22 protein-coding genes and 1 tRNA gene are annotated in these 26,384 nt (G+C 55.4%); 17 read left to right on the top strand and 6 right to left on the bottom strand.

All coding sequences use genetic code 11. The features are described from left to right. Nucleotides 1-77 precede the first annotated feature (77 nt). On the bottom strand, nucleotides 78-3,047 hold the full coding sequence (locus P8T57_RS01705; RefSeq protein WP_341364408.1) for a bifunctional [glutamine synthetase] adenylyltransferase/[glutamine synthetase]-adenylyl-L-tyrosine phosphorylase: 2,970 nt from the start codon (nucleotides 3,045-3,047) through the stop codon (nucleotides 78-80). Between the two features lie 271 nt (nucleotides 3,048-3,318). Here P8T57_RS01705 and P8T57_RS01700 point away from each other — a divergent pair, with 271 nt between their 5' ends. Continuing rightward, nucleotides 3,319-6,855 carry an AsmA-like C-terminal domain-containing protein gene (locus tag P8T57_RS01700; protein WP_341364407.1) on the top strand — a complete coding sequence of 1,179 codons (3,537 nt, stop codon included), beginning with the start codon at nucleotides 3,319-3,321 and terminating at the stop codon, nucleotides 6,853-6,855. 69 nt (nucleotides 6,856-6,924) lie between these two features. Here the strand turns inward: P8T57_RS01700 and tyrS are convergent, their stop codons facing one another. After that, nucleotides 6,925-8,178, bottom strand: coding sequence for a tyrosine--tRNA ligase (tyrS, locus tag P8T57_RS01695; protein WP_341364406.1), 1,254 nt, complete (start codon nucleotides 8,176-8,178; stop codon nucleotides 6,925-6,927). A 205-nt stretch (nucleotides 8,179-8,383) separates the two neighbouring features. Here tyrS and P8T57_RS01690 point away from each other — a divergent pair, with 205 nt between their 5' ends. Continuing rightward, the gene (locus tag P8T57_RS01690; RefSeq protein WP_341364405.1) at nucleotides 8,384-9,499 is read left to right on the top strand and encodes an anhydro-N-acetylmuramic acid kinase; all 1,116 of its coding nucleotides are present in this window, start codon (nucleotides 8,384-8,386) and stop codon (nucleotides 9,497-9,499) included. Between the two features lie 38 nt (nucleotides 9,500-9,537). Here the strand turns inward: P8T57_RS01690 and P8T57_RS01685 are convergent, their stop codons facing one another. Beyond that, on the bottom strand, nucleotides 9,538-10,176 hold the full coding sequence (locus P8T57_RS01685; RefSeq protein WP_007091931.1) for an alpha/beta hydrolase: 639 nt from the start codon (nucleotides 10,174-10,176) through the stop codon (nucleotides 9,538-9,540). A gap of 244 nt (nucleotides 10,177-10,420) precedes the next feature. Between P8T57_RS01685 and cysE the strand changes: the two genes are divergently transcribed. From cysE to P8T57_RS01620, 13 genes are all read left to right on the top strand, one after another. After that, nucleotides 10,421-11,149 carry a serine O-acetyltransferase gene (gene cysE / locus P8T57_RS01680; protein WP_037988060.1) on the top strand — a complete coding sequence of 243 codons (729 nt, stop codon included), beginning with the start codon at nucleotides 10,421-10,423 and terminating at the stop codon, nucleotides 11,147-11,149. A gap of 135 nt (nucleotides 11,150-11,284) precedes the next feature. After that, on the top strand, nucleotides 11,285-11,767 hold the full coding sequence (locus tag P8T57_RS01675; RefSeq protein WP_063095783.1) for an Rrf2 family transcriptional regulator: 483 nt from the start codon (nucleotides 11,285-11,287) through the stop codon (nucleotides 11,765-11,767). A 57-nt stretch (nucleotides 11,768-11,824) separates the two neighbouring features. After that, complete coding sequence (locus tag P8T57_RS01670; RefSeq protein WP_114094028.1) at nucleotides 11,825-12,955, top strand: cysteine desulfurase family protein; 1,131 nt, start codon at nucleotides 11,825-11,827, stop codon at nucleotides 12,953-12,955. A 27-nt stretch (nucleotides 12,956-12,982) separates the two neighbouring features. Continuing rightward, nucleotides 12,983-14,206 (top strand): IscS subfamily cysteine desulfurase, encoded by a 1,224-nt coding sequence (locus P8T57_RS01665; RefSeq protein ID WP_007091927.1) that lies wholly within the window; start codon nucleotides 12,983-12,985, stop codon nucleotides 14,204-14,206. A gap of 59 nt (nucleotides 14,207-14,265) precedes the next feature. Next, entirely contained in the window at nucleotides 14,266-14,670 is a 405-nt protein-coding gene (gene iscU / locus P8T57_RS01660) for a Fe-S cluster assembly scaffold IscU (protein WP_007091926.1), read from the top strand. Nucleotides 14,671-14,713: 43 nt separating this feature from the next. Next, on the top strand, nucleotides 14,714-15,055 hold the full coding sequence (locus P8T57_RS01655) for an iron-sulfur cluster assembly accessory protein (protein WP_007091925.1): 342 nt from the start codon (nucleotides 14,714-14,716) through the stop codon (nucleotides 15,053-15,055). 158 nt (nucleotides 15,056-15,213) lie between these two features. After that, nucleotides 15,214-15,858 (top strand): Fe-S protein assembly co-chaperone HscB, encoded by a 645-nt coding sequence (gene hscB, locus P8T57_RS01650; RefSeq protein WP_341364404.1) that lies wholly within the window; start codon nucleotides 15,214-15,216, stop codon nucleotides 15,856-15,858. 26 nt (nucleotides 15,859-15,884) lie between these two features. Then, nucleotides 15,885-17,786 (top strand): Fe-S protein assembly chaperone HscA, encoded by a 1,902-nt coding sequence (hscA, locus tag P8T57_RS01645; protein ID WP_341364403.1) that lies wholly within the window; start codon nucleotides 15,885-15,887, stop codon nucleotides 17,784-17,786. A 113-nt stretch (nucleotides 17,787-17,899) separates the two neighbouring features. Next, nucleotides 17,900-18,235, top strand: a complete 336-nt coding sequence (locus P8T57_RS01640; protein ID WP_007091922.1) for a ferredoxin family 2Fe-2S iron-sulfur cluster binding protein — start codon at nucleotides 17,900-17,902, stop codon at nucleotides 18,233-18,235. Nucleotides 18,236-18,272: 37 nt separating this feature from the next. Continuing rightward, nucleotides 18,273-18,470: a Fe-S cluster assembly protein IscX gene (iscX, locus tag P8T57_RS01635; protein WP_007091921.1), complete on the top strand. Its 198-nt coding sequence runs from the start codon at nucleotides 18,273-18,275 to the stop codon at nucleotides 18,468-18,470. Nucleotides 18,471-18,621: 151 nt separating this feature from the next. After that, on the top strand, nucleotides 18,622-19,320 hold the full coding sequence (gene tenA / locus P8T57_RS01630; RefSeq protein WP_341364402.1) for a thiaminase II: 699 nt from the start codon (nucleotides 18,622-18,624) through the stop codon (nucleotides 19,318-19,320). 117 nt (nucleotides 19,321-19,437) lie between these two features. Further along, on the top strand, nucleotides 19,438-20,586 hold the full coding sequence (gene mnmA / locus P8T57_RS01625; RefSeq protein ID WP_341364401.1) for a tRNA 2-thiouridine(34) synthase MnmA: 1,149 nt from the start codon (nucleotides 19,438-19,440) through the stop codon (nucleotides 20,584-20,586). Between the two features lie 170 nt (nucleotides 20,587-20,756). Beyond that, nucleotides 20,757-20,833, top strand: a tRNA-Met gene (locus P8T57_RS01620). 586 nt (nucleotides 20,834-21,419) lie between these two features. On the opposite strand, the gene P8T57_RS01615 is transcribed toward P8T57_RS01620, so the two are convergent. Next, the gene (locus P8T57_RS01615) at nucleotides 21,420-22,313 is read right to left on the bottom strand and encodes a hypothetical protein (protein ID WP_341364400.1); all 894 of its coding nucleotides are present in this window, start codon (nucleotides 22,311-22,313) and stop codon (nucleotides 21,420-21,422) included. A gap of 271 nt (nucleotides 22,314-22,584) precedes the next feature. On the opposite strand from P8T57_RS01615, the gene P8T57_RS01610 reads away from it, so the two are divergent. Continuing rightward, a complete protein-coding gene (locus tag P8T57_RS01610; protein ID WP_341364399.1) occupies nucleotides 22,585-23,577 on the top strand; it encodes a hypothetical protein in 993 nt (330 codons plus the stop codon). Here the strand turns inward: P8T57_RS01610 and P8T57_RS01605 are convergent. Further along, nucleotides 23,565-24,551 carry an AraC family transcriptional regulator gene (locus P8T57_RS01605; protein WP_341364398.1) on the bottom strand — a complete coding sequence of 329 codons (987 nt, stop codon included), beginning with the start codon at nucleotides 24,549-24,551 and terminating at the stop codon, nucleotides 23,565-23,567. The two genes, P8T57_RS01610 and P8T57_RS01605, sit on opposite strands and share 13 nt — an antisense overlap. A 123-nt stretch (nucleotides 24,552-24,674) precedes the next feature. On the opposite strand from P8T57_RS01605, the gene P8T57_RS01600 reads away from it, so the two are divergent. Beyond that, a complete protein-coding gene (locus P8T57_RS01600; protein WP_341364397.1) occupies nucleotides 24,675-25,571 on the top strand; it encodes an SDR family oxidoreductase in 897 nt (298 codons plus the stop codon). A gap of 60 nt (nucleotides 25,572-25,631) precedes the next feature. On the opposite strand, the gene P8T57_RS01595 is transcribed toward P8T57_RS01600, so the two are convergent. Continuing rightward, nucleotides 25,632-26,108, bottom strand: a complete 477-nt coding sequence (locus P8T57_RS01595; RefSeq protein WP_007091911.1) for a hypothetical protein — start codon at nucleotides 26,106-26,108, stop codon at nucleotides 25,632-25,634. Nucleotides 26,109-26,384: the final 276 nt, after the last annotated feature.

Raw genomic sequence — 26,384 nt, 5'->3', positions numbered from 1 at the left:
TCAGGAAGTTTCTCCAGACCGTGCTTGCGAAAATACAAAACCTTATAAGCATTGCAAATTGTTCCGGATCACTCTGCTCATTCCGAACGGGGCGGAAGTTTTTCGGCCGGTTCGGTAATCAGACGATCATAGATCGCCTTGATCCGGCCCGCGGCTTCGTCAAGCTTGGCCTGAAGGGCATCGAAATCATCGCATTGCCCGGCGCGTGCGAGCATACGGCGCAAATCGGTACTGGCATTTGCGGGATCAAACGGCCCTTCGGTCGTCAGGCGCAGCATTGCCTGCAACGCCAGCCAGAATGATCCGGCATTGGCAAGGAAGGTTGCTTCTTCGGCCTCCAGTATCCCGGCGGATGACAGGTTTTTGAAAACCTCGCGCGTGGTGGGCGACAGGATTTCGGGATGGGTATGGGCATGCGCCAGTTGCAGATATTGCGCAATGAATTCCAGATCAACCAACCCGCCGCGCCGCATCTTGATCGCCCAGGGGTGGCTATCCCCCTTGCCGGCATCCATGCGGTTGCGCATGTCATAAACATCGCGCAGCAGGTCATCGGGATTGCGCTTTTTCTGCAACACCGAATTGGTGGTTTCCATGACCCTGTCACACAGGGTCTGCGGGCCATAAACCGGACGCAACCGGGTCAGTGCCATATGCTCCCACGTCCAGGCCTCGTTAAGCTGATAGGCCTCGAAACTTTTGAAATGGGTGGCAAGTGGTCCCTTGTTGCCGCTGGGGCGCAGGCGAAGGTCGGTTTCAAACAGGACCCCCTCGGCCGTCGGTGCCGACAGGGCGTTGATGTAACGCTGGCTGAGCCGGATGTAATAATGGCCGGGGCTAAGCGGCTTTTCGCCATTTGATTCTTCGGCATCTTCGGGCACTTCATAGACAAAGATCATATCAAGATCGGAACCGGGCGAAAGTTCCTGCCCGCCATGTTTGCCAAGCGCAAAGACCGCAAGCCCGCCATCGTCAAACTTGCCATGCTTTTGCGCAAAATCATCGGCAATGCGCGGGAAAAGCCCGCGAATGGCCACATCGGCGACATCGGCCAATGCCCGGCCTGCCTGATGCGGGGTATGGCGGTTCTGGATGGTTTGCACATCGATGCGGAACTTCTGATCGTTCGCCCAGCGCCGTGCGGTATCAAGCCAGTCTTCGACCATATCCTCGCGCGAAAGAAGGCTGTTGAGTTCCTCAAGCATCGTATCGGCATCGGGCAGTTCGTCGTGGAAGCCCGACATCAGAACGTAATCAAGCACCCCGGCATTGCGCCCCAGATATTTGGCCATGCGCGGTGCCGTACCGGCAATCTGCGCAAGAAGCTCAAGCAGTTCCGGATTTGCCGTCAGCAACGAGAAAAGCTGAACGCCAGCAGGCAGCCCCTTGAGGAATTCATCAAAGGCGCGAAACGCCATGTCCGGGTTGGTGGTTTGCGACAATGCCTTCAACAGGGTCGGCATCAGCTCGGTCAGGATTTCACGTGCTCGCCTTGACCGGGTGGCACGATAACGCCCGTGATGCCATCCCCGCACGGTAACCGAAACATTGGTCGGGTTCTCGAACCCCATCTGGCGCAGATTTTCAATTGTATCAGGATCGTCTTCCGTTCCGGTAAAGACAAGATTGCCGTCGGATGCGACCAGGGGAATGTCATCTTCGAAAAGTTCGGCATAATTGCTTTCGACCTTGCGCAGATGATGCAACAGATCGGCTTTGAAACCATCAAGCGTGGCATAGCCAAGGAAGGTCGCAAGCCCGTGCAGTCCTTCGTCATTGTCGGGCAATGTCTGCGTTTGCTGGTCGTTTGTCATTTGCAAACGATGTTCAACGGTGCGCAAAAACTCATAGGCGACAAGCATTTCGTCGCGAACCTGTTCGGTAATCTGGCCAAATTCGGTCAATTCGCGCAGCGCATCACAGGTCGCCTTGCAGCGGAGCGCAACCTCGCGCCCGCCCCAGATCAGTTGCTGGGTCTGGGCGAAAAATTCGATCTCGCGAATGCCGCCACGGCCAAGCTTGATATTGTGGCCCGGAATCACGACCTTGCTGCCGCCCTTGTGGGCGTTGATCTGGCGTTTGATCGAATGAATGTCCTGAATGGCAAGGAAATCAAGATGCTTGCGCCAGACATAAGGGCGCAATATTTCAAGGAATGTATCCCCTGATTTTTTGTCGCCTGCAACGATGCGTGCCTTGATCATGGCCGCACGTTCCCAGTTCTGGCCAACCGTCTCGTAATAGGTTTCAGCCGCCAGCATCGACAGGATCGGCGGGGTGGATGCCGGATCGGGGCGCAGGCGCAGATCGGTGCGGAAAACATAGCCATCACCGGTGCGTTCTTCCATGATGCGCGTGACATCGCGCACCATCCGCACCAGATCCTGCTGCAAACGGTCCGGGTCGATATAGGTGACGACCTCGTGATCATAAAGGAAGATCAGGTCGATATCGGATGAATAGTTAAGCTCTTTGGCGCCAAGCTTTCCCATGCCAATCGCAAATATCCCGCAATCGCGCAACGGATCATCGGGATGGGGCAGGTCGAATTTGCGCTGTCTGGCTGTTGCCGAAAGGCAATGCGCCAAGGCGAATTCAAGCGTGACCTCGGCTGTGGTGCTAATCGCGCTCGTGATTTTATCAAGCGTCCAGGCCTTGCAGATATCGGCCATCGCAATAACCAAAGCCGCCCGGCGTTTCGCCTTGCGCACTTCGGCCATGGTGTTTGCCTGATCCAGGGCGCTGGCATTCGCACTTTTGCGCACCGGATCAAGGGCGGCGTCAAAGGCGGCATCAAGTCCCTGATCAAAGGTCAGACAGACGATATCAGGATCGCGCAGGCACAGGTTTGTCAGGTACGGGCTATTGCCAAACATTGCCGCCAGAACATCTTTTTTCGGGCTGTTGGCCGCAATGTCGCCAATCTGTTGTGCCAGATGTTCAAAGACGGGACGATCGGCAAGTGCTGACCATCTTTCGAAACCGTTATTGCAGCGATCCGCATCGAAGGGTTTCGGCAGATCAGGTGTAATCCAGGAAAGAGACACTTTTTGCTTTCCTTGTGTTGCTCTTGGACGTCGAACCGGGCTATCCCTTGGCTTGTCGTGCTTTGCGGGGTGTTTCCGGCATCCGGTCAGGGCAGGACGTGACACAGATTGTTTCCTTTGTTTCCGACGATACCAAAAAGGCGACAGGGAAACAGTATCAGTTTACATTTATTAGGTTTTTCGCCATCCGCGAAACTTCATTGGCTTGACGGCGTTATTGCATTGATTGAAAAGTCATTCATGGCATCGTAAATTCGGGATCTTTAGGCAGGTGCGTCGCATCAAAATCTTTACCGGCTGGTGTGGGCTGCTTCTTGCTGCCGTGGTCCTGTTTGTCGGCGTTTTCCTTGGTGTACTGGTCTGGCGCATCTCGCAAGGCCCGGTTTCCCTGCATCGTCTCGTACCGTATGTCGTGACCGAGCTGAACGAAAGCAGCGGCGACACCCGTTTCGATGTTGGCGATATGGTCCTGTTCTGGCGCGGATGGCAGGAACGGTTCGATATCCGATTGCGCGATGTTTCGGTCCGCGATGGTGCGGACAATGAAATGCTGCATGTTCCAGAGGCCGACGTGGTGTTTTCCAGCCGCGCATTGTTTGACGGCGTTCTGGCGCTGCGCGAACTCAACCTGATCGGCCCCAAATTACGCCTTGTGCGCCGTGCCGATGGCAAGATCGATATCGGCTATACCGCGAACGAACAGGCAAGCCGCGAAACCACGGATGCGGTGAAATCTGATACGGTACCTGTGCCTGCGGCAGAAACCGATAGCGCAGATGACGTTGCAGGTACGGCACCGGCCCAGAACAATCCCGATCAACCCGTCGTGACCATGCCGATGCCAACCGCCTCGGAAAACCCATCGCCCGAACCCGATCAACCGTTAAGCGATGCACAGCGCGGCATCCGCGACGGCAGCAGTGCAATGCGCGAAATCGTTGCGATCCTTTCGGGCGAGGCCGCCGATTTCCCGGCAGCAGCCTATTTTGAATCGTTCGGGGTGTCTGGCGCGGATCTTCAAGTACGTGACGAGGCACTTGATATCGTCTGGTCTGCACCGTCTGCCGTTATCCGACTGTCGCGCAAACCCATGGGTATCCACGCGGATGCGACGATGAAGGTCAATGCCGGGACGGTCTCGACCGATGTGAATGTCACCGCCGAATATGACAGCCGGATCGAAGAAATCGATATGGCGGTCGATCTGGGCGAAGTCGTTCCATCACAACTGACCAGCATTTCCGATATGTTTGCCGATCTGGCCGGGATCGAGGTGCCGGTAACCGGGCGTGTCACCGCAAAACTTGGCGCGGATGGCAGCGTGATCGAACTTGGCACCGATCTTGATCTTGGGGTCGGGCGGGTTGATTTTCCCGCCCCCATGACCGCTTCCTATCATGTCACCGGTGGCAAGGCGGATCTGAGCTTCGTACCCGGTCGGCTGAGCTTTGATGACGTCCGGATCGAAGCCGGGGAAACCGCCGTGGTGCTTAAAGGTGTTGCGCTAAACCCGCTTGGCCAGTGGGCCATTGATATCACCGCGACGGCAACCGATGTGCGGACCAATGACCTGCCGCAATTGTGGCCCGAAACCATTGGCCATAATGCACGCACCTGGGTGGTTGAAAACCTGACAGACGGGATCGTTCATCAGGCCGAACTGCGCACCAGACTGCATCAGGACGAAACCGGAAACATCGTTGTCGATCATCTGGACGGCGAAATGAACATGACCGGTGTTACCGTGCATTACCTTGGCGATATGCCATCGGTTCTGGGGGCCGGCGGACGGGCGGAGTTTGATCAGTCGAGTTTCAGCATTTTCGTTAATGAAGGCGAAGCTGACGGGATCGTGGTTGACGAGGCAACGCTTGTCTTCTCGCAGCTTGATACCGACACCGAAATGGCCGATATCGAGGTTGTCGCCCACGGCGGCGCGCGCAATGTGCTTGAAATGATCGATGAAGAACCGCTTGGTTTCGCAACCAAGCTTGGCATCGATCCCGCACAGGTCGATGGCGAACAGGCAACCCGCGTCAAGCTGCATTTCCCGTTGCTCAAAGACCTGTCTTTCGATGATGTCGAAGTTGCCGCTGCATCGCGCATCGAAAATGCCGCGATTACCGATGCGTTCCGTGAACTTGATCTTTCCGATGGCACCTTTGAATTGCAGGTCAATACCAAGGGGCTCGAACTGTCGGGCGAGGCCGCGATTGGCAAGGGCCGAACAAACATCAAATGGATCGAAAGCTTTGCCGATGATACGCCCGTCATCAGCCACTATGACCTTGAAGGCGACCTTGATCTTGCCGCGTTGGAACAGGTCGGCTTTGCCGCTGATCCCTATGCAAGCGGTGTCGCCACCGGCAAGGTCACCATCGAACATCTGCGCAGCCGCGATGTCGTGATCAAGGCACAAACCAGCCTGTCTGCCGCCGACATTAAGCTTGATATGGTCGATTATCACAAAACACCGGGGCAGGATGCCAGCCTTGCGTTTGACCTGACCGTCAAGGCCAATGGGGCGGGTGAAGTCCGGTCGTTTGATCTGATGGCACCTGAACTGGTCGCCAAGGCCAAGGGGCGCTGGCGCGGCGACAGCCCGATTGCCGATAAGTTCACCATCAATCTGAATGATACCCGGTTCCGCGAAAACCTTGCCGTATCCGGGGCCATCACGGTTGATCAGGGGGGCAAGCTTCTGGTCGATCTCAAGGGTAATCAGTTTGATCTGCGTTCCTTCGTCGAAGACAGCCCAAAGGACGGCGTGCAAAAACCGGCCAGACCGGCGGGGGATTTCGATACGATGGATATCCGGCTCGAAGCCTCCGAATTTCTGATCAAGGGGGACCGTCCCGTTCTGCGCGATGGATCGATCCTGCTTAACCAGACCGGCGAAAACCGCGAGGTTGAAATCGCCGCCCGTCAGGCCGATGCGCAGCCATGGATTGCCGATGACGATGCGCCGCGTGATCCCGGCCCGGTCGAAAGCCCCAATAGTGGCGGCATCGGCCAGAATGCCTCGCGCGTTGGCGGGAAGACCGATATCTTCCTGTCGATCGATCAGGTGATCATGGCCAATTCCGAATTGCTTGGCGATCTTGAAGGTTCCATTCACGTCGTTGGCGATGAATGGGACGGACTGGTTCTGAACGGCACATTGGGGGATCGGTCAAACGTCTTTGTCCAGGTCGAACGCAAGGATGCGAAAACGCGAAATGTCCGCCTGACCAGCGAAGATGCCGGCAAGTTCCTGCGTGCGGTGGATTTGTACGAGAATCTTCTGGGGGGCGCGCTTGCCATCGAGGGGACGGTTGATGATAGCACATGGTCGCAACCCTTCACGGGCAAGGTCAATATCACGGCTTTCCGGGCGGTGAATGCACCGCTTGCTGCCCGTGTTCTGGGCGCGGCATCGCTCACCGGTCTTGCCGATGTGCTGGGCGGAAACGGCATTGCCTTTGACGAACTGAACGGCGATTTCACCTATGCCAATGATGTGCTCGCGCTCAGCAAATTTGCCGCCAACGGCTCGGCGGTTGGCGTGACCAGCAATGGCTCGATTGACATGGCAAAGGCCGAAATCCGGCTGGCAGGCTCGATTGTGCCGATCTATGCGCTTAATTCCGCCCTTGGTGCGATCCCGCTTCTGGGGGATTTGCTGGTGGGCGAGGAAGGCGGCGGTATTTTCGCCCCGACCTACACCATCGAAGGCGCACTTGAAGACCCGGAAGTCACGGTCAATCCGTTATCGACCTTTGTGCCGGGCGTGTTCCGCAATCTGATAACCGGCGCTGAACCGGGATGAAATAAATAAAGGCCCCGGACGCATGCCCGGGGCCTTTGATATTCAATCCGATAAAACCGGGTGGCTGGGTCAAACCGGCTTGATCAGAACGTGGCGTTTTTTACCCGCCGAAAGCTTGATCACGCCGTCAGAATTGACCGCATCACCGCCAATGATGATGTTTTCATCATCGACTTTCTCGTCATTGATCTTGGCACCACCACCCTTGATCAGGCGGCGCGCTTCACCGCCCGATTTGGCAAGATCGGCACGACGGAACAGATCAAACGCCGCGATGCCCGCATCGATTTCCGATTTCGGAACTTCAAAGGTCGGCAGATCGTCGGCCAGAACGCCTTCCTCAAAGGTCTTGCGCGCGGTTTCCGCTGCCGCAAGGGCGGCTTCCTCCCCACGGCACAGCTTGACCGCCTCGAACGCCAGGATTTTCTTGGCTTCGTTGATCTCGGCCCCTTCGAACTTTTCATATTCGGCAATCTGTTCAAGCGACAGCTCGGTGAACAGACGCATGAATTTGATCACGTCGGCGTCTTCGCTGTTGCGCCAGAACTGGTAATAATCATACGCCGACAGGCGTTCCTCGTTCAGCCACACCGCACCCGATGCCGTCTTGCCCATCTTCGCACCTGATGCGGTGGTCATAAGCGGCGTGGTCAGGCCAAACAATGCACTGTCATCCACACGACGGCCAAGCTCGACCCCATTGACGATATTGCCCCACTGGTCCGAACCGCCCATCTGAAGGACGCAGCCATATTTGCGCTGCAGTTCGACAAAGTCATAGGCCTGCAGGATCATGTAGTTGAATTCAAGGAAGCTCAGCGACTGTTCACGTTCCAGACGCAGCTTGACGGAATCAAAGCTCAGCATCCGGTTGACCGAGAAATGACGCCCGAAATCACGCAGGAATTCGATGTAATTGATCTTGTCCAGCCAGTCGGCATTGTTGACCATGACCGCATCGGTCGGGCCATCGCCAAATGTCAGGAACTGCTGAAACACCTTTTTGATACCGGCCATATTGGCGGCAATGATTTCATCGGTCAGAACCGGGCGGGCATCATCACGGCCGGTCGGATCACCAACACGGGTCGTACCGCCGCCCATCAGGACAATCGGCTTGTGGCCGGTTTTCTGCAACCAGCGCAGCATCATGATCGAAACAAGCGACCCGACATGCAGGCTGTCTGCGGTGCAATCATAGCCCACATAGCACACCACCTTTTTTTCTGACGCATAGGCATCAAGCCCTTCAAGATCAGTACATTGGTGGATGTAACCGCGGTCATTCATGACGCGGAGAAAATCAGACTTCAGTTCAGTCATGGTTTTTGCGCTATGTTGGTTGTGAGTGTAAAAATACGAGCACCCCAAAGGGCGGAGGCGATGATCTAGCACAGAAAATATCCCCTCGGCAACGCATCGACGCCCTGTTTGCAATGCATGGTAACGATTTCGCGATAAATCGGGCTTAATCTGCGCTCTTGCGGCACTGACAAACGCAAAAACGCATACGGGAACGGAGTACAAAATGACAACCGGCTGGATCAAGGCCATCGGCATGATGAGCGGCACATCCCTTGACGGGGTGGATGCGGCATTGATTGAAACCGACGGCGTCGATGTCCGGCGTACCGGTCATGCCGTATTCGTGCCGTATAGTCCCGAATTGCGCGAACGCATGCGCGGCTGCTTTGGCAATCGTGCTGCCACCAACAGCGAGCATGTTGTGGCCGATGATCTGACGCTGGTGCATGTGGATGCTGTTAACATGTTGCTGGATCGTGCGGCGATTTCCCCATCCGAAATCGGTGTGATCGGTTTTCACGGTCAAACCGTGTTTCATGAACCGGCATCGGGGATCACGCGCCAGATCGGAACGCCCGATATGCTAACCGAAAAAACCGGCATTCCGGTTGTTGCCGATTTCCGGCTGGCCGATGTTGCCGCCGGGGGCGAAGGCGCGCCCTTGGCCCCGGTTTATCATGCCGCCCTGATGAAAAGTGCCGGTGTTGATATGCCGGTGGCTGTTCTTAATATCGGCGGCGTTTCCAATGTCACATGGATCGGTGCCGATGACGAATTGCTGGCTTTTGATTGCGGGCCGGGCAATGCGCGCATTGATGACTGGATGTTGCGCCATACCGGCAATCCGGTCGATCTTAACGGTGCAACCGCCGCATCCGGCCTGCCGGACCCGATGATCGAGGTCAAATTCCTTGAAGACCCGTATTTCGACCGCATCCCGCCCAAATCGCTTGATCGCGAAGATATGGCATCGCGTATTGACGGGCTGGTGGCAGAGGCAAAGCTGGGCGTTGCCGACGGGGCGGCAACACTGGCGCAATGCACCGTGGCGGCGGTTGTTGCCGGGGTAAATCACCTGCCTGCGGCTCCCCTGCAATGGTTTGTCTGTGGCGGCGGGCGTCACAATGATTATTTGATGGCACATTTGAATGATCGGCTGGGTGTACCAGTACGATCCGTTGACGATCTGGACTGGGACGGCGATGCGGTCGAGGCCGAATGCTTTGGCTATCTTGCGGTCCGTCATCTTTGCGATCTGCCGCTCAGTTTTCCTGGCACAACCGGCGTTCCCGAACCATGCCGGGGCGGAAAGCTCTATCACAGCAAAAAGGCCGCCTGATCAGGCGGCCTTTGGTCTTTTTGTCCGGCTGGCAGTGCTTACGCGCTGCGCTTGTCCAGATAAGCAGCCGTATGCTTGATCACGTCGTCCTGCTGCTTGGCAAAGTAATGATCGGCACCTTCGATGACGCACATATCAACTTCGATGCCTTTCTGGGCATTCAGCTTGTCGGCAAGCTTGTTGACGGACGCCAGCGGGATGTTGGTGTCGTGCGACCCGTGGATCATGATGCCCGATGACGGGCAGGGGGCCAGGAAGGTGAAATCATAGTCGCTGGCCGGGGCTGCAACCGAAATGAAACCGTCAATTTCCGGGCGGCGCATCAAAAGCTGCATGCCGATCCACGAACCGAATGAATAGCCCGCAACCCAGGTTGCGCGCGCATTGGCGTTATAGGTCTGCATCCAGTCAAGGGCGGATGCCGCATCCGACAATTCACCAATTCCTTGATCATAAACGCCCTGCGAGCGTCCGACACCGCGGAAATTGAAACGCATGACCGAATAGCCGCGATCTTTGAACATGTTGAACATGTTAAAGCACAGCTTGTTGTTCATGGTGCCGCCCTGCTGGGGGTGTGGATGAAGAATAAGCGCAATGGGCGAATCGTCTGCGCCATTGTGGTGATAGCGACCTTCAAGGCGGCCTTCAGGGCCGTTAAAAATGACCTCAGGCATGGATCAGACTGCTCCTGTCCACGAATGGAATGGGGTGAGTAAAGAATATATCCGAGTATTTTTGTAGGTTTTTTCGTTCTTGTGCATAAATTGCTTTGGGCAAATACTTGACCAGGTTACTCGGTTATCCTATATTCCGGCTAATCCGATGGCATCATTGCTGTCCGTTTTGCGCGCTTCGCGCTGCGGGCAACGATGTCGGCTGCCGGGAATCGAAGCTACTAATTACACAGTGGACAGCCCGATGTTCAAGCTAATTCGTCAGGAAATAGACGCGATGATCGCCCGCGATCCAGCGGCACGCTCCCGCTGGGAGATCGCGCTCTGTTATCCGGCGTTCCATGCCATCATGGGATATCGCGGCACAAACTGGCTGTGGAAGCGCGGTTTCAGGATCACCGCACGCTTCCTGTCACAGATTTTGCGCTGGCTGACCGGGATTGAAATTCACCCCGGCGCGACCATCGGCAAACGCTTCTTTATTGATCATGGCATGGGTGTTGTGATTGGCGAAACCGCCGAAATCGGCGATGACGTTACCCTCTATCAGGGGGTTACCCTTGGTGGGACATCGCCCAGCGTCAATAGCGATGGCCAGCGCGGCCTGAAACGTCACCCGACGCTTGAAGATGGCGTGATTGTCGGTTCTGGCGCGCAGATCCTTGGTCCGTTCATTGTTCGCAAAAATGCACGTGTTGGCGGCAACGCCGTCGTGCTGTCCGAAGTCCCCGAAGGCGCAACCGTGGTCGGTATTCCGGCCAAGATCGTCCGTCGGGAAAAGGACGACCGTTTCTGTGCCTATGGCACGCCGCTGGGCGATTTGCCCGATCCGGTTGCGCGCGCGCTTGAAGAACTGGGCCGCGAAGTCCAGACGTTGCGCAATCAGGTTGCCGCCCTCGAAGCCGACAGGGCAGGTACAGCCGCCGGTGCGGATACACCGGCAAAGCCGCGGATTGTCGCGGCGTCAGAGTAATATTTGTAACCGTCCCAATCGGGCGGATACAGGTCGGGCATCAAATAGACATGTTGATCGCCCATAAAGGAAATACAGAGCTTGTGATCATTTCCCGACAGTTCGGGGTCTGATCGACAGGTAGGAGGACGCACCGTGAAGCTGAGTACAAAAGGCCGCTATGCCGTCATGGCGATGGTCGATCTCGCTGATAGCAGCAGGGACCGGCCGGTCGCGCTTGCCGATATTGCGGACCGTCAGGAAATATCCCTGTCCTATCTGGAACAGCTTTTTGGCAAATTGCGCAAAGGCGGACTTGTCCGATCTGTCCGGGGTCCGGGTGGTGGTTATCTTCTGGCCCGCACGGCCGAGGAAACCCGCGTTGCCGATGTTATTCTGGCTGTTGACGAACCGATCCGCGCAACCCGCTGCAAATCGGGCTCGCCAAAGGGCTGCAAGGCCAATCAGGGCCGCTGTCTGACCCATGAATTGTGGGAAGAGCTGGGCAACCAGATTTATCTTTATCTGGCCTCTGTCAGTCTGGCTGATGTTGTGGATCGTCGTGTTCCGGGCGGGGCACGCATGTTCGAGCCCAGAACCACGAAAATCAAAGAGCCGAGCCAGGTTGCGGCCCAGTAACTTGTCCTCTATATCGAGGGCAGATCAGAAAATGCGAATAAGGATGATTATAAACAGATGACCAACCCGGTTTACCTTGATTACAACGCCAGCGCGCCACTGTGCCACGAAGCACGGCAGGCGATGCTTGTGGCGATGGAAATCGCGGGCAACCCGTCATCTGTTCATGCATCCGGTCGTGCAGCCCGCAAGATTGTCGATCACGCCCGTCGTAAAATTGCCGATCTGATCGGTGGCGATGCCGAACGCGTGATTTTCACAAGCGGCGGTACCGAGGCCAACAATCTGGCCCTGAACGGTTTGGAAGATGTCACCGTATTTACCAGTGCGGTCGAACATCCTTCGGTGATCGAAGCCCGGTCGGATGCGAAACGCATCCCGGTTGATGCCGATGGCGTCATTGATCTGGCCGCCCTTGAAACCATGCTGCGTGCGGCATCCGATGCCGGGCAGAAGGTTCTGGTTTCAGTGATGCTGGCCAACAATGAAACCGGCGTTATTCAGCCGGTCGCCAAAGTCGGCCTTCTGGCGCGCGAATATGGCGCAAAGGTCCATTGTGACGCGGTTCAGGCCTTGGGTCGTTTGCCGGTCGATATGGGTCAGCTTCTGGTCGATATGGTGTCGATTTCGGCCCACAAGATCGGCGGCCCCAAAGGGATTGGTGCCTTGGCGATTGCGCCCGGCGTGATGCTGGTGCCGCAGATCCGCGGTGGCGGTCAGGAAAAATACCGCCGTGGCGGCACGGAAAACGTGATCGGTATCGCAGGCTTTGGTGCTGCGGCCGAACGCGCCGACACCAGCCGGGCGAAAATGGACGATGTCCGTGCGTTGCGCGACCGTCTGGAAACGGTTTTGGCATCAGAAGCCCCCGAACTTCTGATTGCCGGAAAAGGAACGGATCGACTGGTCAATACCAGCTGCCTGATCCTGCCGGGCATGCCGGGGGAAACCCAGGTGATGGCGCTTGATCTTGCAGGGGTTGCGATCAGTTCGGGATCAGCCTGTTCATCAGGCAAGGTACGTGAAAGCCACGTATTGAAGGAAATGGGGGTTACGGATGCCGGATCGGCCATAAGGGTCAGTCTGGGACTGGAAACCACCGATGACGAGATTGATACATTTATCCGCGTTTGGAGCCGGATGCGGGGCAATGCAGTGCGTAAGAAAAGTGCGCGCCACGCGGCCTGAAAAAGAGTGAGTGAGGAAGCCTTAATTATGAACGAGCTTAAAGCAAAGCCGATCTATCTGGATTACCAGGCAACGACGCCGACCGATCCGCGTGTGGTGGATGCCATGCTGCCCTACTTCACCGAGAAGTTCGGTAACCCGCATTCGCGTAACCACAGCTTTGGCTGGGAAGCGGAAGACGCGGTCGAGGTCGCACGCGACCAGGTCGCCAAGATCATTGGCGCCTCGTCCAAAGAGATCATTTTCACCTCGGGTGCGACGGAATCGAACAACCTTGCGCTCAAGGGCGTGATGAAGTTCTACGGCAAGAAAAAACCGCACCTGATCACGGTCGTGACCGAACATAAATGCGTGCTCGACAGTGCCCGTCACCTTGAACAGGAAGGTTTCAAAGTAACCTATCTTGGCGTCAAGGATAACGGCCTGATCGACCTTGAACAGCTGAAAGCCGCGATCACCGATGAAACCGCGATTGTGTCGGTCATGGCGGTGAACAACGAAATCGGCGTGATCCAGCCGCTGAAAGAAATCGGCGAAATCTGCCGCGAACGCGGTGTGTTCTTCCACACCGATTGCGCACAGGCGGTTGGCAAGATTCCGCTTGATGTCGATGACATGAAAATCGACCTGATGTCGATTTCCGGCCACAAGATTTATGGCCCGAAAGGCATTGGTGCGCTGTATGTCCGCCGTCGTCCGCGCGTTCGCGTCATCGCACAGATCACCGGTGGTGGTCAGGAACGCGGCATGCGTTCCGGTACGCTGCCGACCCCGCTGATCGTCGGTCTGGGCAAGGCATGCGACATCGCCATGAACGAAATGGCCGAAGAAAATGCCCGCATCATGGAGCTGCGGGACTACACCATGAAACGTTTCCGGGATCGCCTGGCCGATATCTATGTCAATGGCGACGAGCAACAGCGCGTTGCCGGCAACCTCAATGTTTCCTTTGCCTATGTCGAAGGCGAAAGCCTTCTGATGGACATCAAGAACATTGCGGTGTCGTCCGGTTCGGCCTGCACCTCGGCATCGCTGGAACCGTCTTATGTTCTGCGTGCGCTCGGTGTTGACGAAGAACTCGCCCATACCTCGCTTCGCATCGGTATTGGCCGTTATACGACCCGTGAAGAGCTCGATCAGGCGATTGATTCGATCTGTGTCGCTGTCGAACGCCTTCGCGAAATGAGCCCGCTTTGGGAAATGGCCCAGGAAGGCATCGACATCAAGTCGATCGAGTGGGCTGAACACTAAGCGTAACGAACTATTCCTTCTCGTGAGAGAGAAACAGGACTTTTAGGAGGACTTTTACCATGGCTTATAGTGAAAAGCTGATCGACCATTACGAAAACCCGCGCAATGTCGGTTCGATGGACAAGAACGAAACGTCTGTCGGTACCGGTCTGGTCGGTGCACCGGCCTGTGGCGACGTCATGAAATTGCAGATCAAGGTGACCGCCGACGGGATCATCGAGGATGCAAAGTTCAAGACGTTCGGTTGCGGTTCGGCCATCGCGTCAAGCTCGCTGATCACCGAATGGGTCAAGGGCAAGTCGCTTGACGAAGCCGGTTCGATCAAGAACTCGCAGATCGCCGAAGAACTGGCTCTGCCGCCGGTGAAAATTCACTGCTCGATCCTGGCAGAAGATGCCATCAAGGCAGCGATTGCCGACTACAAGACCAAAAACGGTCAGGGCGAAGTCGAAGCTGCTGAATAAGCAGCTTCTACCCCCTTCGTTTTCGGGAATTCAGGAGAAGACTATGGCATTACCGTCCCCGATCAGTGTCACCCCTGAGGCGCTTGTTCATATCAAGGCGTTGCTTGATAGCCGCGGCAAACCGTCCGAAGGCATCCGCCTTGGCGTGCGCAGCAAAGGGTGCTCGGGTCTGTCCTACACGCTTGAATATGCAGATGATGCATCGGGCTTCGAAGAAGTCGTCGAGCTTGAGGACGGCGTTAAGCTTCTGATTGACCCAAAAGCCATCATGTTCGTGCTTGGCACCGAGATGGATTACGAGGTCACCAGTCTGGAAGAAGGCTTCGTCTTCCGTAACCCCAATGAAAAGGGGCGTTGCGGCTGCGGGGAATCCTTCCACGTCTGACGGTCTGCCGGGTTTTCCCTGCTTCTTGATCGGTCATGGCCCCGGTGATGGATGTTCTGATGGACGTTCCGATCACCGGGGCCATCGACTGAAAGCAGCCCCGGTCGTCGTTATTTTGTCGTTCTGTCATTTGTTTTTAAATCTTGAAAGTGCATAGCGTGAGCAATACCGGTACCTCAGAAACGCGCACCGCAGAACAGCCGCAGCATAAAGTCTGCTGGTCCTGCAAGGGCCCGGTCGAGGCATCAGCCCTGTTTTGCGATACCTGCAATGCCATTCAGCCCCCCGGCCAGCTTGACCATTTCACGCGCTTTGGCCTGGAACGCACCTTCATCATCGATGTCGATGCGATAGAGGCAACCTATCTTAAGCAGCAGCAACTGCTCCATCCCGACCGCTTCGCATCGAAATCCGCCCGTGAACAGGCATTGTCATCGCAGCAGGCGGCAACCCTGAATGGTGCGTTCGAAACCCTTAAAAACCCGGTCGCACGTGCCGAATATCTTCTGCGTCTGGCCGGTCACGAACCCGAAGGCGGCGAGGGGCACACGGTCAACGATCCCGCCCTTCTGATGGAAGCCATGGAAATGCGCGAAGCCCTGCATGATGCTGAAGATCGTGGCACGATTGACGCCATGATCAAGGATACCCGCAAGGCCGCCCGTGCGTGTGAAAAGGACGTTGCCGAGGCACTAGACCAGAACGCCTATGACCGGGCCAGAAAACTGACAACCCGGTTGAGATACCTGATGAAAATGACCGAGGAAGCGCGCGCGAAGAAATCGCGTCTTGCCGCCGCCTGATCATTTAAAAAGAACGGATAGAATTCATGGCTTTGCTAAAGATTCACGAACCGGGCCAGACGCCGCTGCCCCACGAAGATGAACGTCAGCTTGCCGTTGGCATTGATCTGGGCACGACGAACTCCGTCGTCGCGATCTCGAACGATGAAAAACCCGAGGTGCTCCGCGATACATCCGGCGGCAATGCCATCGTGCCCTCCGTCGTCTATTATGGCGCGGATGCCGATCCGGTGGTGGGCGAGGCGGCCCGTGATCAGATCAACGATAATGCGGATCGCGTCGTATCATCGGTCAAACGCCTGATGGGGCGCGGCATCGCCGATGTCAAATCGATTGCCGGCACGCTGCCCTATCACGTCGAAGTCCCGTCCGAGGACGCCACCCCATCGGGCGAACCGATGATGGTGCGGCTTAATGTCGGCGACCGCGTCCTGACCCCGGTGGAGGTTTCCGCCGATATCCTGCGTGCGCTTCGTGCGCGGGCCGAGGAAAGCCTTGGCAAGCCGGTCGAAAAGGCGGTGATCACCGTTCCGGCCTATTTCGATGATGGCGCGCGCACCGCGACCAAGGACGCCGCCCGTCTGGCCGGGATCGAAGTCCTGCGTCTGGTCAATGAACCAACTGCCGCCGCCCTTGCCTATGGCCTTGATAACGGCGCAGAAGGCCTTTATGCCGTTTACGACCTTGGCGGTGGCACGTTCGATATTTCCCTGCTTAAAATGCAGAAGGGCGTCTTCCAGGTGAAGGCAACCGGCGGGGATGCCGCCCTTGGCGGTGATGATTTCGATCATGCCATTGCCGAACATCTTCTGGCCGAACGTAAAAGCGGCGGCACCACCGATGATCTGGATGCATCGGATGCCAAACGCCTGCTTAAAACCGCCCGCAAGGTCAAAGAGGCGCTTACCGATGCTGATGAAACCAGCGTCACCGTCTCGCTTGGCGGGGCGGAAACCACCCACACCGTCACCCGTGCCGCGTTCGATGCGATGATCGCCAAACTGGTATCGCGCACGATTGCAATCACCGAACAGGTCCTTGATGACGCCGATATTCTGGCCGATGACGTCAAGGGCGTCGTGCTGGTTGGCGGCTCGACCCGTGTGCCTGCCGTCCGCCGTGCCGTTGCCGATCTGTTTGAACAGGAACCGCTTTCCGATATCGACCCGGACGAAGTCGTCGCCCTTGGCGCTGCCCTGCAGGCAGAGGCTTTGACGGGCGGCTCGGATAATCTTCTGCTCGACGTGACACCCCTGTCGCTCGGCCTTGAAACCATGGGCGGGATTGTCGAAAAGGTCATTGACCGCAACACCCCGATCCCGGTCGCCAAGGCACAGGAATTCACCACCTATCAGGATGGTCAGTCGGCCATGATGATCCATGTGGTGCAGGGTGAACGCGAAATGGTCGATCAATGCCGTTCACTTGCGCGCTTCGCCCTGACCGGTATCCCGTCAATGGCCGCTGGTGCTGCGCGCATCAAGGTGACGTTCAATGTCGATGCCGACGGCCTTCTGACCGTATCGGCACGCGAGGAAACCACCGGTACCGAACAGGAAGTCGCCGTCAAGCCGACCTATGGCATTAACGAGCTTGATATGGCCAACATGCTGCGCGAAAGCATGGTTCATGCCCGCGAGGATATGGAAATGCGCCTCCTGACCGAAGCCCGGGTCGAGGCACGCCGCAATGTGCTTGCCGTGCAGGCCGCAATGAATGCTGACCGTGCGCTTCTGACGCCGGAGGACGAAGACAATATTTCGGCCGCGATTGCCAAACTCGAAGCCGCCATGTCGGGCGAGGATCGCGACCTTATCAACGAACAGGCCGAGGCCCTGGAAGACGCATCGCGTCCCTTTGCCGAGGCCCGTATGGACGCCCGTATCCGTCAGGCCCTTGCCGGTCGCAATGTCGATCAGGTGAATTAGAGGCCAGACATAATTGACAAACCGGCCAACTGCGGCGATTGTCCCGTGCAACCGCCAAGGTCAGGTCGGACCAGAGATCGAACGAAAAAGTATTACCGAGGAGAAAGGCACAGATGCCTAAGATCGTTTTTGTTGAACCCGATGGCACCGAAAAGGAATTTGACGTTGCCGACGGTCTGTCCGTTCTGGAAGCTGCCCACAAGAATGGCATCGACCTTGAAGGTGCCTGCGAAGGATCACTCGCTTGCTCGACCTGCCATGTCGTTGTTGACGATAGCTGGTTTGACAGGCTCGACGAGCCAAGCGAAGACGAGGAAGACATGCTCGACCTCGCATTCGGCCTGACCGAGACCTCGCGCCTTGGCTGCCAGATCATCATGAGCGACGAGCTCGACGGCCTGCGCGTCATGCTGCCGTCTGCCACGCGCAACATGATGGTCGACAAGTAACACCGAAAATTCCGCCCAAGCCAACAGGGGGACACCCATGCGCTGGACAGATATTCAGGATATCGCGATCGAGCTCGAAGAAGCCCATCCCGACAAGGATAACGTCAATCTGCGGTATACCGATCTGCATAAATGGATCTGTGAGCTTGACGGCTTTGACGACGATCCCGCGAAATCGAACGAGAAGATCCTCGAAGCCATCCAGATGGCATGGATCGATGAACGCGACGATTAGGATCTGGGTCATCTGCTAACACGTCATTCCCGCGAAAGCGGGAATCCAGACAGCAGAACCCGCATCGATACAAGCCAGCCCGGACCCTTCCGCAGGCTGGCTTTGTTTTATCCGTATTTCGACATCATCACGGGCAGGGGCTTTGACAACCATGACTGACACCTTCACCGATATCATCCCGGCCCAAAGCCTGTTTGGCCGTCTTCGCGCCAACGCCCCCGATGCATGGCAAAGCTATGTCTGCCACGATTTCATCAAACAGCTTGGCAACGGAACCCTGCCGGAAGCCGCGTTCAGGCACTACCTCATTCAGGATTACCTGTTCCTGATCCAGTTTGCCCGCGCCTATGCACTCGCAACCTATAAGGCCGATGATCTGCGCGCCATGCGCCAGTTTTCCGGCACGGTCCATGCGATCCTTGATATGGAAATGAGCCTGCATCTCGACTTCTGCAAAGGCTGGGGCCTGACGGAGGCCGACATCGTGGCAGAGCCAGAATCCCGCGCCTGCATCACCTATACCCGCTATGTGCTCGATTGCGGGCTACGCGGCGATGTGGTTGATCTTCAGGTCGCCCTGATGCCCTGTATGGTTGGCTATGCCGAAATCGCAAACCGCCTGATGGCAAGTTCTGATACAAGGCTGGATGGAAATCCGTACCGCCCCTGGATCGAGATGTATGCCTCGACCGAATTCCAGGACGTGGCAAAGGCCGAAATCGATCTTCTGGAACATACCGCGCAAACCCGCGGGGGTGATGCACGGATCAAGGGTCTCACGGAAATCTTCGCCAGGGCAAGCCGCCTTGAAGCCGATTTCTGGCAGATGGGGCTTGATCTGGCAAAATAGGCGCAGATGCCTTATATGTGCCCCAACATGAATTCACGGGTGGTTTGAACGCCACCCATCGCTATTTTACATCAACTTCTTGTCGCCGCGGCCTTGACCCGCGGATGGGTGGGAAAAATGAACTCTCTTGGCTTTGACAAAGCCCCCGAAGATACCCGCGTGGTTGTTGCCATGTCGGGCGGGGTCGATAGCTCCGCCGTTGCGGCCCTTCTGAAGTCCGAAGGCTATGACGTGGTCGGCATTACCCTTCAGCTTTACGATATGGGGGCGAATGCGCCGTCACGGGCCAAATCCTGCTGTGCCGGGCGCGATATCTATGATGCGCGCAAGGTGGCCGAGGATATCGACATTCCCTATTACGTGCTCGATTACGAATCACGCTTCCGCGAAGAAGTGATCGACGATTTTGCCGACAGCTATATGCGCGGCGAAACCCCGATCCCGTGCGTGAAATGCAATCAGACGGTCAAATTCCGCGATCTGCTGGAAACCGCGCATGACCTTGGCGCGGATTGCATGGCGACCGGCCATTACGTGCAGCGCAAACTGGGTGCCAACGGCCATGCCGAACTGCACCGCGCGGCCGATCCCAATCGCGATCAAAGCTATTTCCTGTTCACCACGACACAGGAACAGCTCGATTTCCTGCGCTTCCCGCTTGGTCATTTGATGAGCAAGGCCGAAACCCGTGCGCTTGCCGCCAAATTCGGCCTTGAAGTGGCCGACAAGCCCGACAGTCAGGACATCTGCTTTGTCCCGGATGGCAAATATGCCCGTCTGGTCGAAAAGCTCCGCCCCGAAGCCGGTGAACCGGGTCAGATCGTTGATCTTGATGGCAATGTGCTGGGCGATCATCGCGGCCTGATCCATTACACCATCGGGCAGCGGCGCGGTCTGAACATCGGTGGCACCGCAGAACCGCTTTATGTCGTCAAACTCCTGCCCGAAACCCGGCAGGTGGTGGTCGGCCCGAAATCGGCGCTTGCGATCCAGATGGTCTATGTCAAGGAACTGAACTGGCTTGATGGTGACGCGATTGACCCGAACGGGGTCGAGGTCGAAGTCAAACTGCGCTCCGCCATGGCACCGGCTCCGGCCACCATCTACCCCGAAGGCGCGGGTGCTGCCCGCATCGAACTGCACGACCCGCAGTTTGGCATCGCACCGGGGCAGGCAGGCGTTTTCTATTCTGGCGACCGGGTAATGGGCGGCGGCTGGATCACCCGTCAGGAACTTCTGGCCGCTCATGCCCCGACGGCGGCGTGATCATCCATAAAGCGGGCAGGCGGGGCATTTGCTCACCTGCCGGTTTTGCGGATATCTTTTTTCCGCAAAACACCAAAAAGGCGCTTGACGGGGGCGGTTCCCTGACGTAAAAACCGCCCCGTTCCGGCGCTTACGGAACCCGCAGAATACATACGCTATATATACGCTGTGGCCGAGTAGCTCAGCTGGTTAGAGCAGCGGAATCATAATCCGCGTGTCGGGGGTTCAAGTCCCTCCTCGGCTACCAATTAAAAACCCCCTCATGGCTCCGCCTGAGGGGGTTTTTAATTGGCACCCTCGGAGAGGGCTTGCCCCGCCCCCGCATCTATTTCCTGCTGCTCCAGCGTGTGAAATACATGGGGGGAGTAAGTGTATTGCACAAATTGTTTATCTTAGGGCTAATACGACAGTAACGCATGTATGGATGTTTGAGATGATTGTCCGTACTTCATGATCACTGGCGGGAAATTCACCGGGTTCATGCATATAGCGATTGCGGTGTGATACTATATTGTTCTGGAATGAAGTTCTTTGACTTGTTGTAAGTTGGTTCAAGTTTTGCACGTTATGATTCATAAGGGCATGAAGGTAGGCGCCCATAGAATGTCCTGAGCATTGAATGCCTGACTCTTTAACGAAGTTCTTTAGGGTTCCGTCTAAAGCACGTGTTGCGTGAATAACACAGAGTAGGCGGGCCCGCGGTTTTGGTTTGGTTGATGATGCGGTCTTTACCTCATCCCACTCGCTTGCGATTTTCTGATATGTTTGCGAATTGGATATAACAGACCCCTCTATAAGGGCTCGTATTGTGTCGACACGATTGACACCAAAACTCATTTTACCCTCTTGAAAAATGCTGTTGAGAAACGCTCCACGAACTGGTCAAGTTGGGCTAAGTTATTAGCGTCAACTGTGCACCAGTTAGAGAATGCAGCGCATCGAATAGGTTTAAATGGGTCGGTGACTGTTAGCGGAAATTGATCAACAACGAAAAATTGTGGTTGCATCCGTTCACTTGGGTACGGGATCCCTGTATCAAGGGTGAAGTGATGTTTGAAATATTTATTGCATAAATTGTATATGGTTAACATAGCATTGCTGGTTATGTTGGGGCTTATGAGGTGTATTGGAAATCCTCTATAATTTTCTTGTCGTATTTTTTTTGTTTTTTTATAAATATTTTTTGTTTCTATTTTTGTTTTTATTTTTTCTATTGTTTCCAGATAATCTTGTTTATTTGTTTTTTCTTCATTTATTATTTTTGACTCTTTTTCTTGTATTTTAAAGTAGGAGAGAGATACTCCGTATGCGTTGTGGGTTTGGCGTCGAATACCTGTTGGGATTTCTTTTATTATTCCGCGCGCATTTTTATCTTTTAGGAAATGAATAATCGATTTGTGATCTTTTTCACTTAGTACTTCATGGAAGTGGTGTTCAGAGCCATGTAAACTATTCTCGAGTGAATCCTCTACGAGAAGTAAGCACCTAGTATGATTGGGTAAACCAAGGCGGCAGGCTGACAGTCGGGCCAGTAGATTGGACTTATCTCTAGCTTCGCTTGCTCTGATGAAAAATATTGCAACCAAATCGCCTGAATTCCCAACTAACATGTCGGGAGTTAGAATCAGGTAAGGATGGTCGACTTCTCTGACAATAACTGAACCATCAGGAAGTTGGCCTCTTACCAGTTCGTGCAAGCTTGCTGTTGATGTGCTAGATTTTACCATTCGAAGTAACTTCCGAATCAAACCGCTATCTTATATAATTTGCTGCTTATTGAGATGGGTGTCGAGAATTTATTTGCTATTATTGGTTGTGCTGATTGATCCTATCCAAAATTTTGTAAAAAAGGGGACTGATTTATTTCTCTAAACATCACCCACCACTAAGCCGCCTTCACCACCACCGAAATCCTCCGCCCCAACAAAGCCAACGCATCTTCCAGCCATCTAAAAGTACGAATAGATGTTATTTGTTGAGAGTTTCTTCGGGGTGGTTATGTCGTCATCGAAATTTATGTTTCCAATTGAAGAAACCGATGTTTCAGATACGGAAACACACATAAAATTCCGTTCTAAAGTTGATGAATGGTCCGAATGGCTTTCGGGCGATGATACGCACGCTATTATTCCTCATCTACATTCAATGATCTGGAATTATGCTGTGTTTCGGATTGTAAATGAATCTAGGCGAGTAAATTTTCAAAAAGATTTCTTGTCTCAAAATCGATTTTTGGCTGAATTTATTGATCAGTCTTATGTCTCCTTTCAGGCAACTGCTGTTCGTCGCCAGATAGAAAGAGGCGCTCGCACTCCAAAGCATCAAGTGATTAGTCTTCAACGTCTTCTGGAAGATGTCGAAAAAAATCGAGTACTGATCACACGTGAAAATTATCTCGCATTTGAAGGTCTCCCTTACGACTGGGAGCCTGTGCGTGATAAACATTATGAGCAGTTACGGCATTCAGACGGAATGGCGACTTGGGTTAGCACAACTGGGCCAGATGCATGGGAAACTGCCCGTGCTGAACATATTTTATTTGATCAAATGTCTGGCGTAGAGGCAGCAAACCGTTGTCGCACAGATTTGATAAGTGCTGATGTTTTCAGCGAGCTGAAGAACCTGATGAGTTCTGACGTTCTTGTAAAATTAAGGGAAAGTACAAATAAACTCATTGCTCATGCTGCCGATGAATTTTCAAGGTCATCTTCTGATGAAGAGCCTCAATATTTCGCAATCAATGAGATTGAAGACTGTCACGAAATCCTTATCCGAGTAGCAAATGCTCTCGGAAACGAAATTCTGCAAATTGCACATTTTGGAACGTTCCCGACTCCCCAATTTGATATTTTTGAATTTTTTAATACGCCGTGGGCTGACAAAAGTGGCATTAAAGAGCTGAATGACTTATGGGATAAATACTCTGACAAAGTCGATGAACAAGCTAGACAAAATACCTTTATTGACTATAGGGAAGTCTATAAAGATTGATCCTCAAGAGTGGCTGATATGTTCGAATATCGCCTCGGCGCACACCCCATCACCCGTTTAAACGCCGTACTGAACGCACTTTCAGACTCATACCCCACCGACAGGGCAATTTCCGAAACCGGCAGTCCCGAATGGATCAGGCGGTCCCCCGCAAGCAGCATCCGCCAGCGGGTCAGATAGGCCATCGGCGGGACGGTAACGACATCGCGGAACCGGGCGGCAAAGGCCGAGCGTGACATGCCCGCATGGCGGGCCAGTTCCTTAAGCGTCCAGGGATGGGCGGGGTCCGCATGGATGCAGGCAATCGCGGTTGCGATCTGTTTATCCGATAGTGCTGCGAACCAGTCGGGAATGTCAGGGCCGTTGGGCGCGGTTGGGGTGGTTTGCCCGGTCCTATCACTTTGACCATTGGTGCGCGCATTGCTCAGATGCAGCCGAAGCGCCTGCACCAGCACCGTATGCGCCAGATGTTGCAACACCAGAAAACCGCCCGGCTGCGGGTTGCGCAATTCCTGCATGATCCGTTCGACCAGCCAGCGCAGGCTGGCTTCATCCTGATCATTTTCAATCCGCACAATCGGCGGCAGGGCCGCCATCAGCATGTCGGCATGCGGCCCCGAAAGGACAAAGCGGCTGCTGACGATAAAGCATTCGCCGCCGCCATTATGCTTAACGATCCCGCCGCTTTGGGCCTTGGCAAAGATGTGCGGCGCTTCAACGGTCGGGCAATCGGGATCGCTTGCCAGAAAGAAGGTCCGCCCGCGCGGCAGGACAAAGGAACTTCCCGACGTCAACAGCACCGGACCCGCCAGGTCTTCGACGCTGACATAACATTGCCCGGAAACGATGGTGCCGCATTTGATGGAATTGGCCTGATCGGCAAAACGGATCGCCCAGGGACCGGCGGCATCAAACCCGGCCGACATGTAATTGCGGGGCTTAAGCAGCGACAGGATATCGGAAAGCGGATCCATGGGATGGGGAGTCTCTTTTTGGACGATTGCAAAAGTAATATGGATCATAGCGCATGGATCGTCCAATCGCCATCGCCTATCGTTTGCTCATTGATCATGTGCAATGTGAAGTGGAGAACGGAATTGCGTATTTTTGTAACCGGGGCGAGTGGCTTTGTCGGATCGGCGGTGGTGGAAAATCTGATCGCGGCCGGGCATGAGGTTTTGGCGCTCGCACGGTCCGATGCGTCGGCAGCTGCGCTTCTGGCGGCCGGGGCTTTGGTGCATCGCGGTGATCTTGATGATCGTCAAAACCTGCGCGCCGGGGCGCGTGAGGCCGACGGGATCATTCACACGGCTTTCAATCACGACTTTTCACGCTACGCCCAAAGCTGTGCCGAGGATGCGGAGGTCATCGCCGCCCTTGGCGATGCGATTGCGGGCACGCAAAAGCCGCTTGTCGTGACCTCTGGCCTCGGCCTTCTGGCCGGTGGGATGCAGGTGACGGAGCAGGACATGCCCGATTTCGGGCCAAACGCCATGCCGCGTGTTGCGACCGAACGCGCCGTGGCCGAGCTTGTCGGGCAGGGGCTTAATGTGTCGCTCATGCGCCTGCCGCCCTCGGTGCATGGAAAGGGCGATCATGGCTTTGTGCCGATCCTGATTGGCATCGCCCGCCAGACCGGCATTTCGGCCTATATCGGCGATGGCAACAATGCCTGGCCCGCCGTGCATCGCTTTGACGCCGCGCGTGCCTATGTCCGCGCGGTCGAGGTCGCAATGCCGGGAAGCGTCTATCACGCCGTTGCCGAAACCGGCATCGCCTTTCGCGAGATCGCCGGGGTGATTGGCAAACGGCTGGGTATTCCTACCGTATCCAAAACCGCCGACGCCGCCACCGATCATTTCGGCTGGTTCACCCATTTCGCCAAACTCGATTGCCCGGCGGCAAGTGACATCACCCGTCGGCAATTGGACTGGTCCCCGACAGAGGCCGGATTGCTCGCCGATATCGATCAGGATTGCTATTTCGACCAGTAAGGATGTTGTCGCCCCGGTCAGCTTGAACTGCCCGGGGCTGAAATATCTGGGATCGGTCGATTAAAGCGTGTCGTCCGTGAGCACCCAGCCTTTTGCCTTCCATCCCTGTGCGGATTTTTCCAGCATGCTGGCGACCGGGATCGCATAACCGCCAAAGATTTCAGTCTTGCCGTCCTGCATGGTGACAGAAAGGTCGTATTTTGCACCACCCAGTGCGGCAATAACGGCCTGTCCGCCGCCCCCCACACTGCCAGAAGACACAAACACATGTTCGATATCGCCTTGCGCGGCCATGGTCGCACCGGCAAATGACATCATGTAACCAAGTCCCTGTTGTTTGGGGTTGGTTGTCATATAGCCGTCCTGTGCAATCCATCCTTTGGGAACTTTGCTGAATTTACCGTCGCTTGTTGGCAGGGTATTGGTGAATTCAAGCGATGATTTCTGTGTGCTGTCGCCATCATATATTCCTTCCAGACCTGCACCTTCTGGTGAGATGTCAAAACTATGTGCATCGTCATCTGTTTTGAATTTCATTGGTTACCTCTTTGCCGATGGTATTTATGCTGATCTGCAAAGACGGTTTTGAAACTGGCTTGTGATGAGGGTCGTGGGCAGGAGGTTGCCGCACAGCACCAGAAAGCCGCCCGGCCGGGATTGCCTGCTTCCGGCATCATCGGTTCGACGGCCCGCACAGGCTGGCTCCGTGCTGATCATTTTCGATGCGCCCATTCGGCGGCAGGGTCACCATCCGCAGATCGGCAAACGACCCCGAAAGGGCTGCGCACGCCACCCAAAACCGGCCCCCAACCC

The sequence above is a fragment of the Thalassospira sp. SN3W genome (assembly GCF_038070535.1).
GTDB lineage: Bacteria > Pseudomonadota > Alphaproteobacteria > Rhodospirillales > Thalassospiraceae > Thalassospira > Thalassospira xiamenensis.
Note: the sequence above shows the minus strand (reverse complement) of the source record. Positions and strands in the feature narration are given on the sequence as shown.

Bases quoted from the DNA above. Each gene is read 5' to 3' on its own strand.
- tyrS (WP_341364406.1), bottom strand. From the start codon at position 8,178: ATGACTGAACTGAAGTCTGATTTTCTCCGCGTCATGAATGACCGCGGT.
- P8T57_RS01690 (WP_341364405.1), top strand. From the start codon at position 8,384: ATGACAACCGGCTGGATCAAGGCCATCGGCATGATGAGCGGCACATCC.
- P8T57_RS01685 (WP_007091931.1), bottom strand. From the start codon at position 10,176: ATGCCTGAGGTCATTTTTAACGGCCCTGAAGGCCGCCTTGAAGGTCGC.
- cysE (WP_037988060.1), top strand. From the start codon at position 10,421: ATGTTCAAGCTAATTCGTCAGGAAATAGACGCGATGATCGCCCGCGAT.
- P8T57_RS01670 (WP_114094028.1), top strand. From the start codon at position 11,825: ATGACCAACCCGGTTTACCTTGATTACAACGCCAGCGCGCCACTGTGC.
- P8T57_RS01665 (WP_007091927.1), top strand. From the start codon at position 12,983: ATGAACGAGCTTAAAGCAAAGCCGATCTATCTGGATTACCAGGCAACG.
- iscU (WP_007091926.1), top strand. From the start codon at position 14,266: ATGGCTTATAGTGAAAAGCTGATCGACCATTACGAAAACCCGCGCAAT.
- P8T57_RS01655 (WP_007091925.1), top strand. From the start codon at position 14,714: ATGGCATTACCGTCCCCGATCAGTGTCACCCCTGAGGCGCTTGTTCAT.
- hscA (WP_341364403.1), top strand. From the start codon at position 15,885: ATGGCTTTGCTAAAGATTCACGAACCGGGCCAGACGCCGCTGCCCCAC.
- P8T57_RS01640 (WP_007091922.1), top strand. From the start codon at position 17,900: ATGCCTAAGATCGTTTTTGTTGAACCCGATGGCACCGAAAAGGAATTT.
- iscX (WP_007091921.1), top strand. From the start codon at position 18,273: ATGCGCTGGACAGATATTCAGGATATCGCGATCGAGCTCGAAGAAGCC.
- tenA (WP_341364402.1), top strand. From the start codon at position 18,622: ATGACTGACACCTTCACCGATATCATCCCGGCCCAAAGCCTGTTTGGC.
- mnmA (WP_341364401.1), top strand. From the start codon at position 19,438: ATGAACTCTCTTGGCTTTGACAAAGCCCCCGAAGATACCCGCGTGGTT.
- P8T57_RS01615 (WP_341364400.1), bottom strand. From the start codon at position 22,313: ATGGTAAAATCTAGCACATCAACAGCAAGCTTGCACGAACTGGTAAGA.
- P8T57_RS01610 (WP_341364399.1), top strand. From the start codon at position 22,585: ATGTCGTCATCGAAATTTATGTTTCCAATTGAAGAAACCGATGTTTCA.
- P8T57_RS01605 (WP_341364398.1), bottom strand. From the start codon at position 24,551: ATGGATCCGCTTTCCGATATCCTGTCGCTGCTTAAGCCCCGCAATTAC.
- P8T57_RS01595 (WP_007091911.1), bottom strand. From the start codon at position 26,108: ATGAAATTCAAAACAGATGACGATGCACATAGTTTTGACATCTCACCA.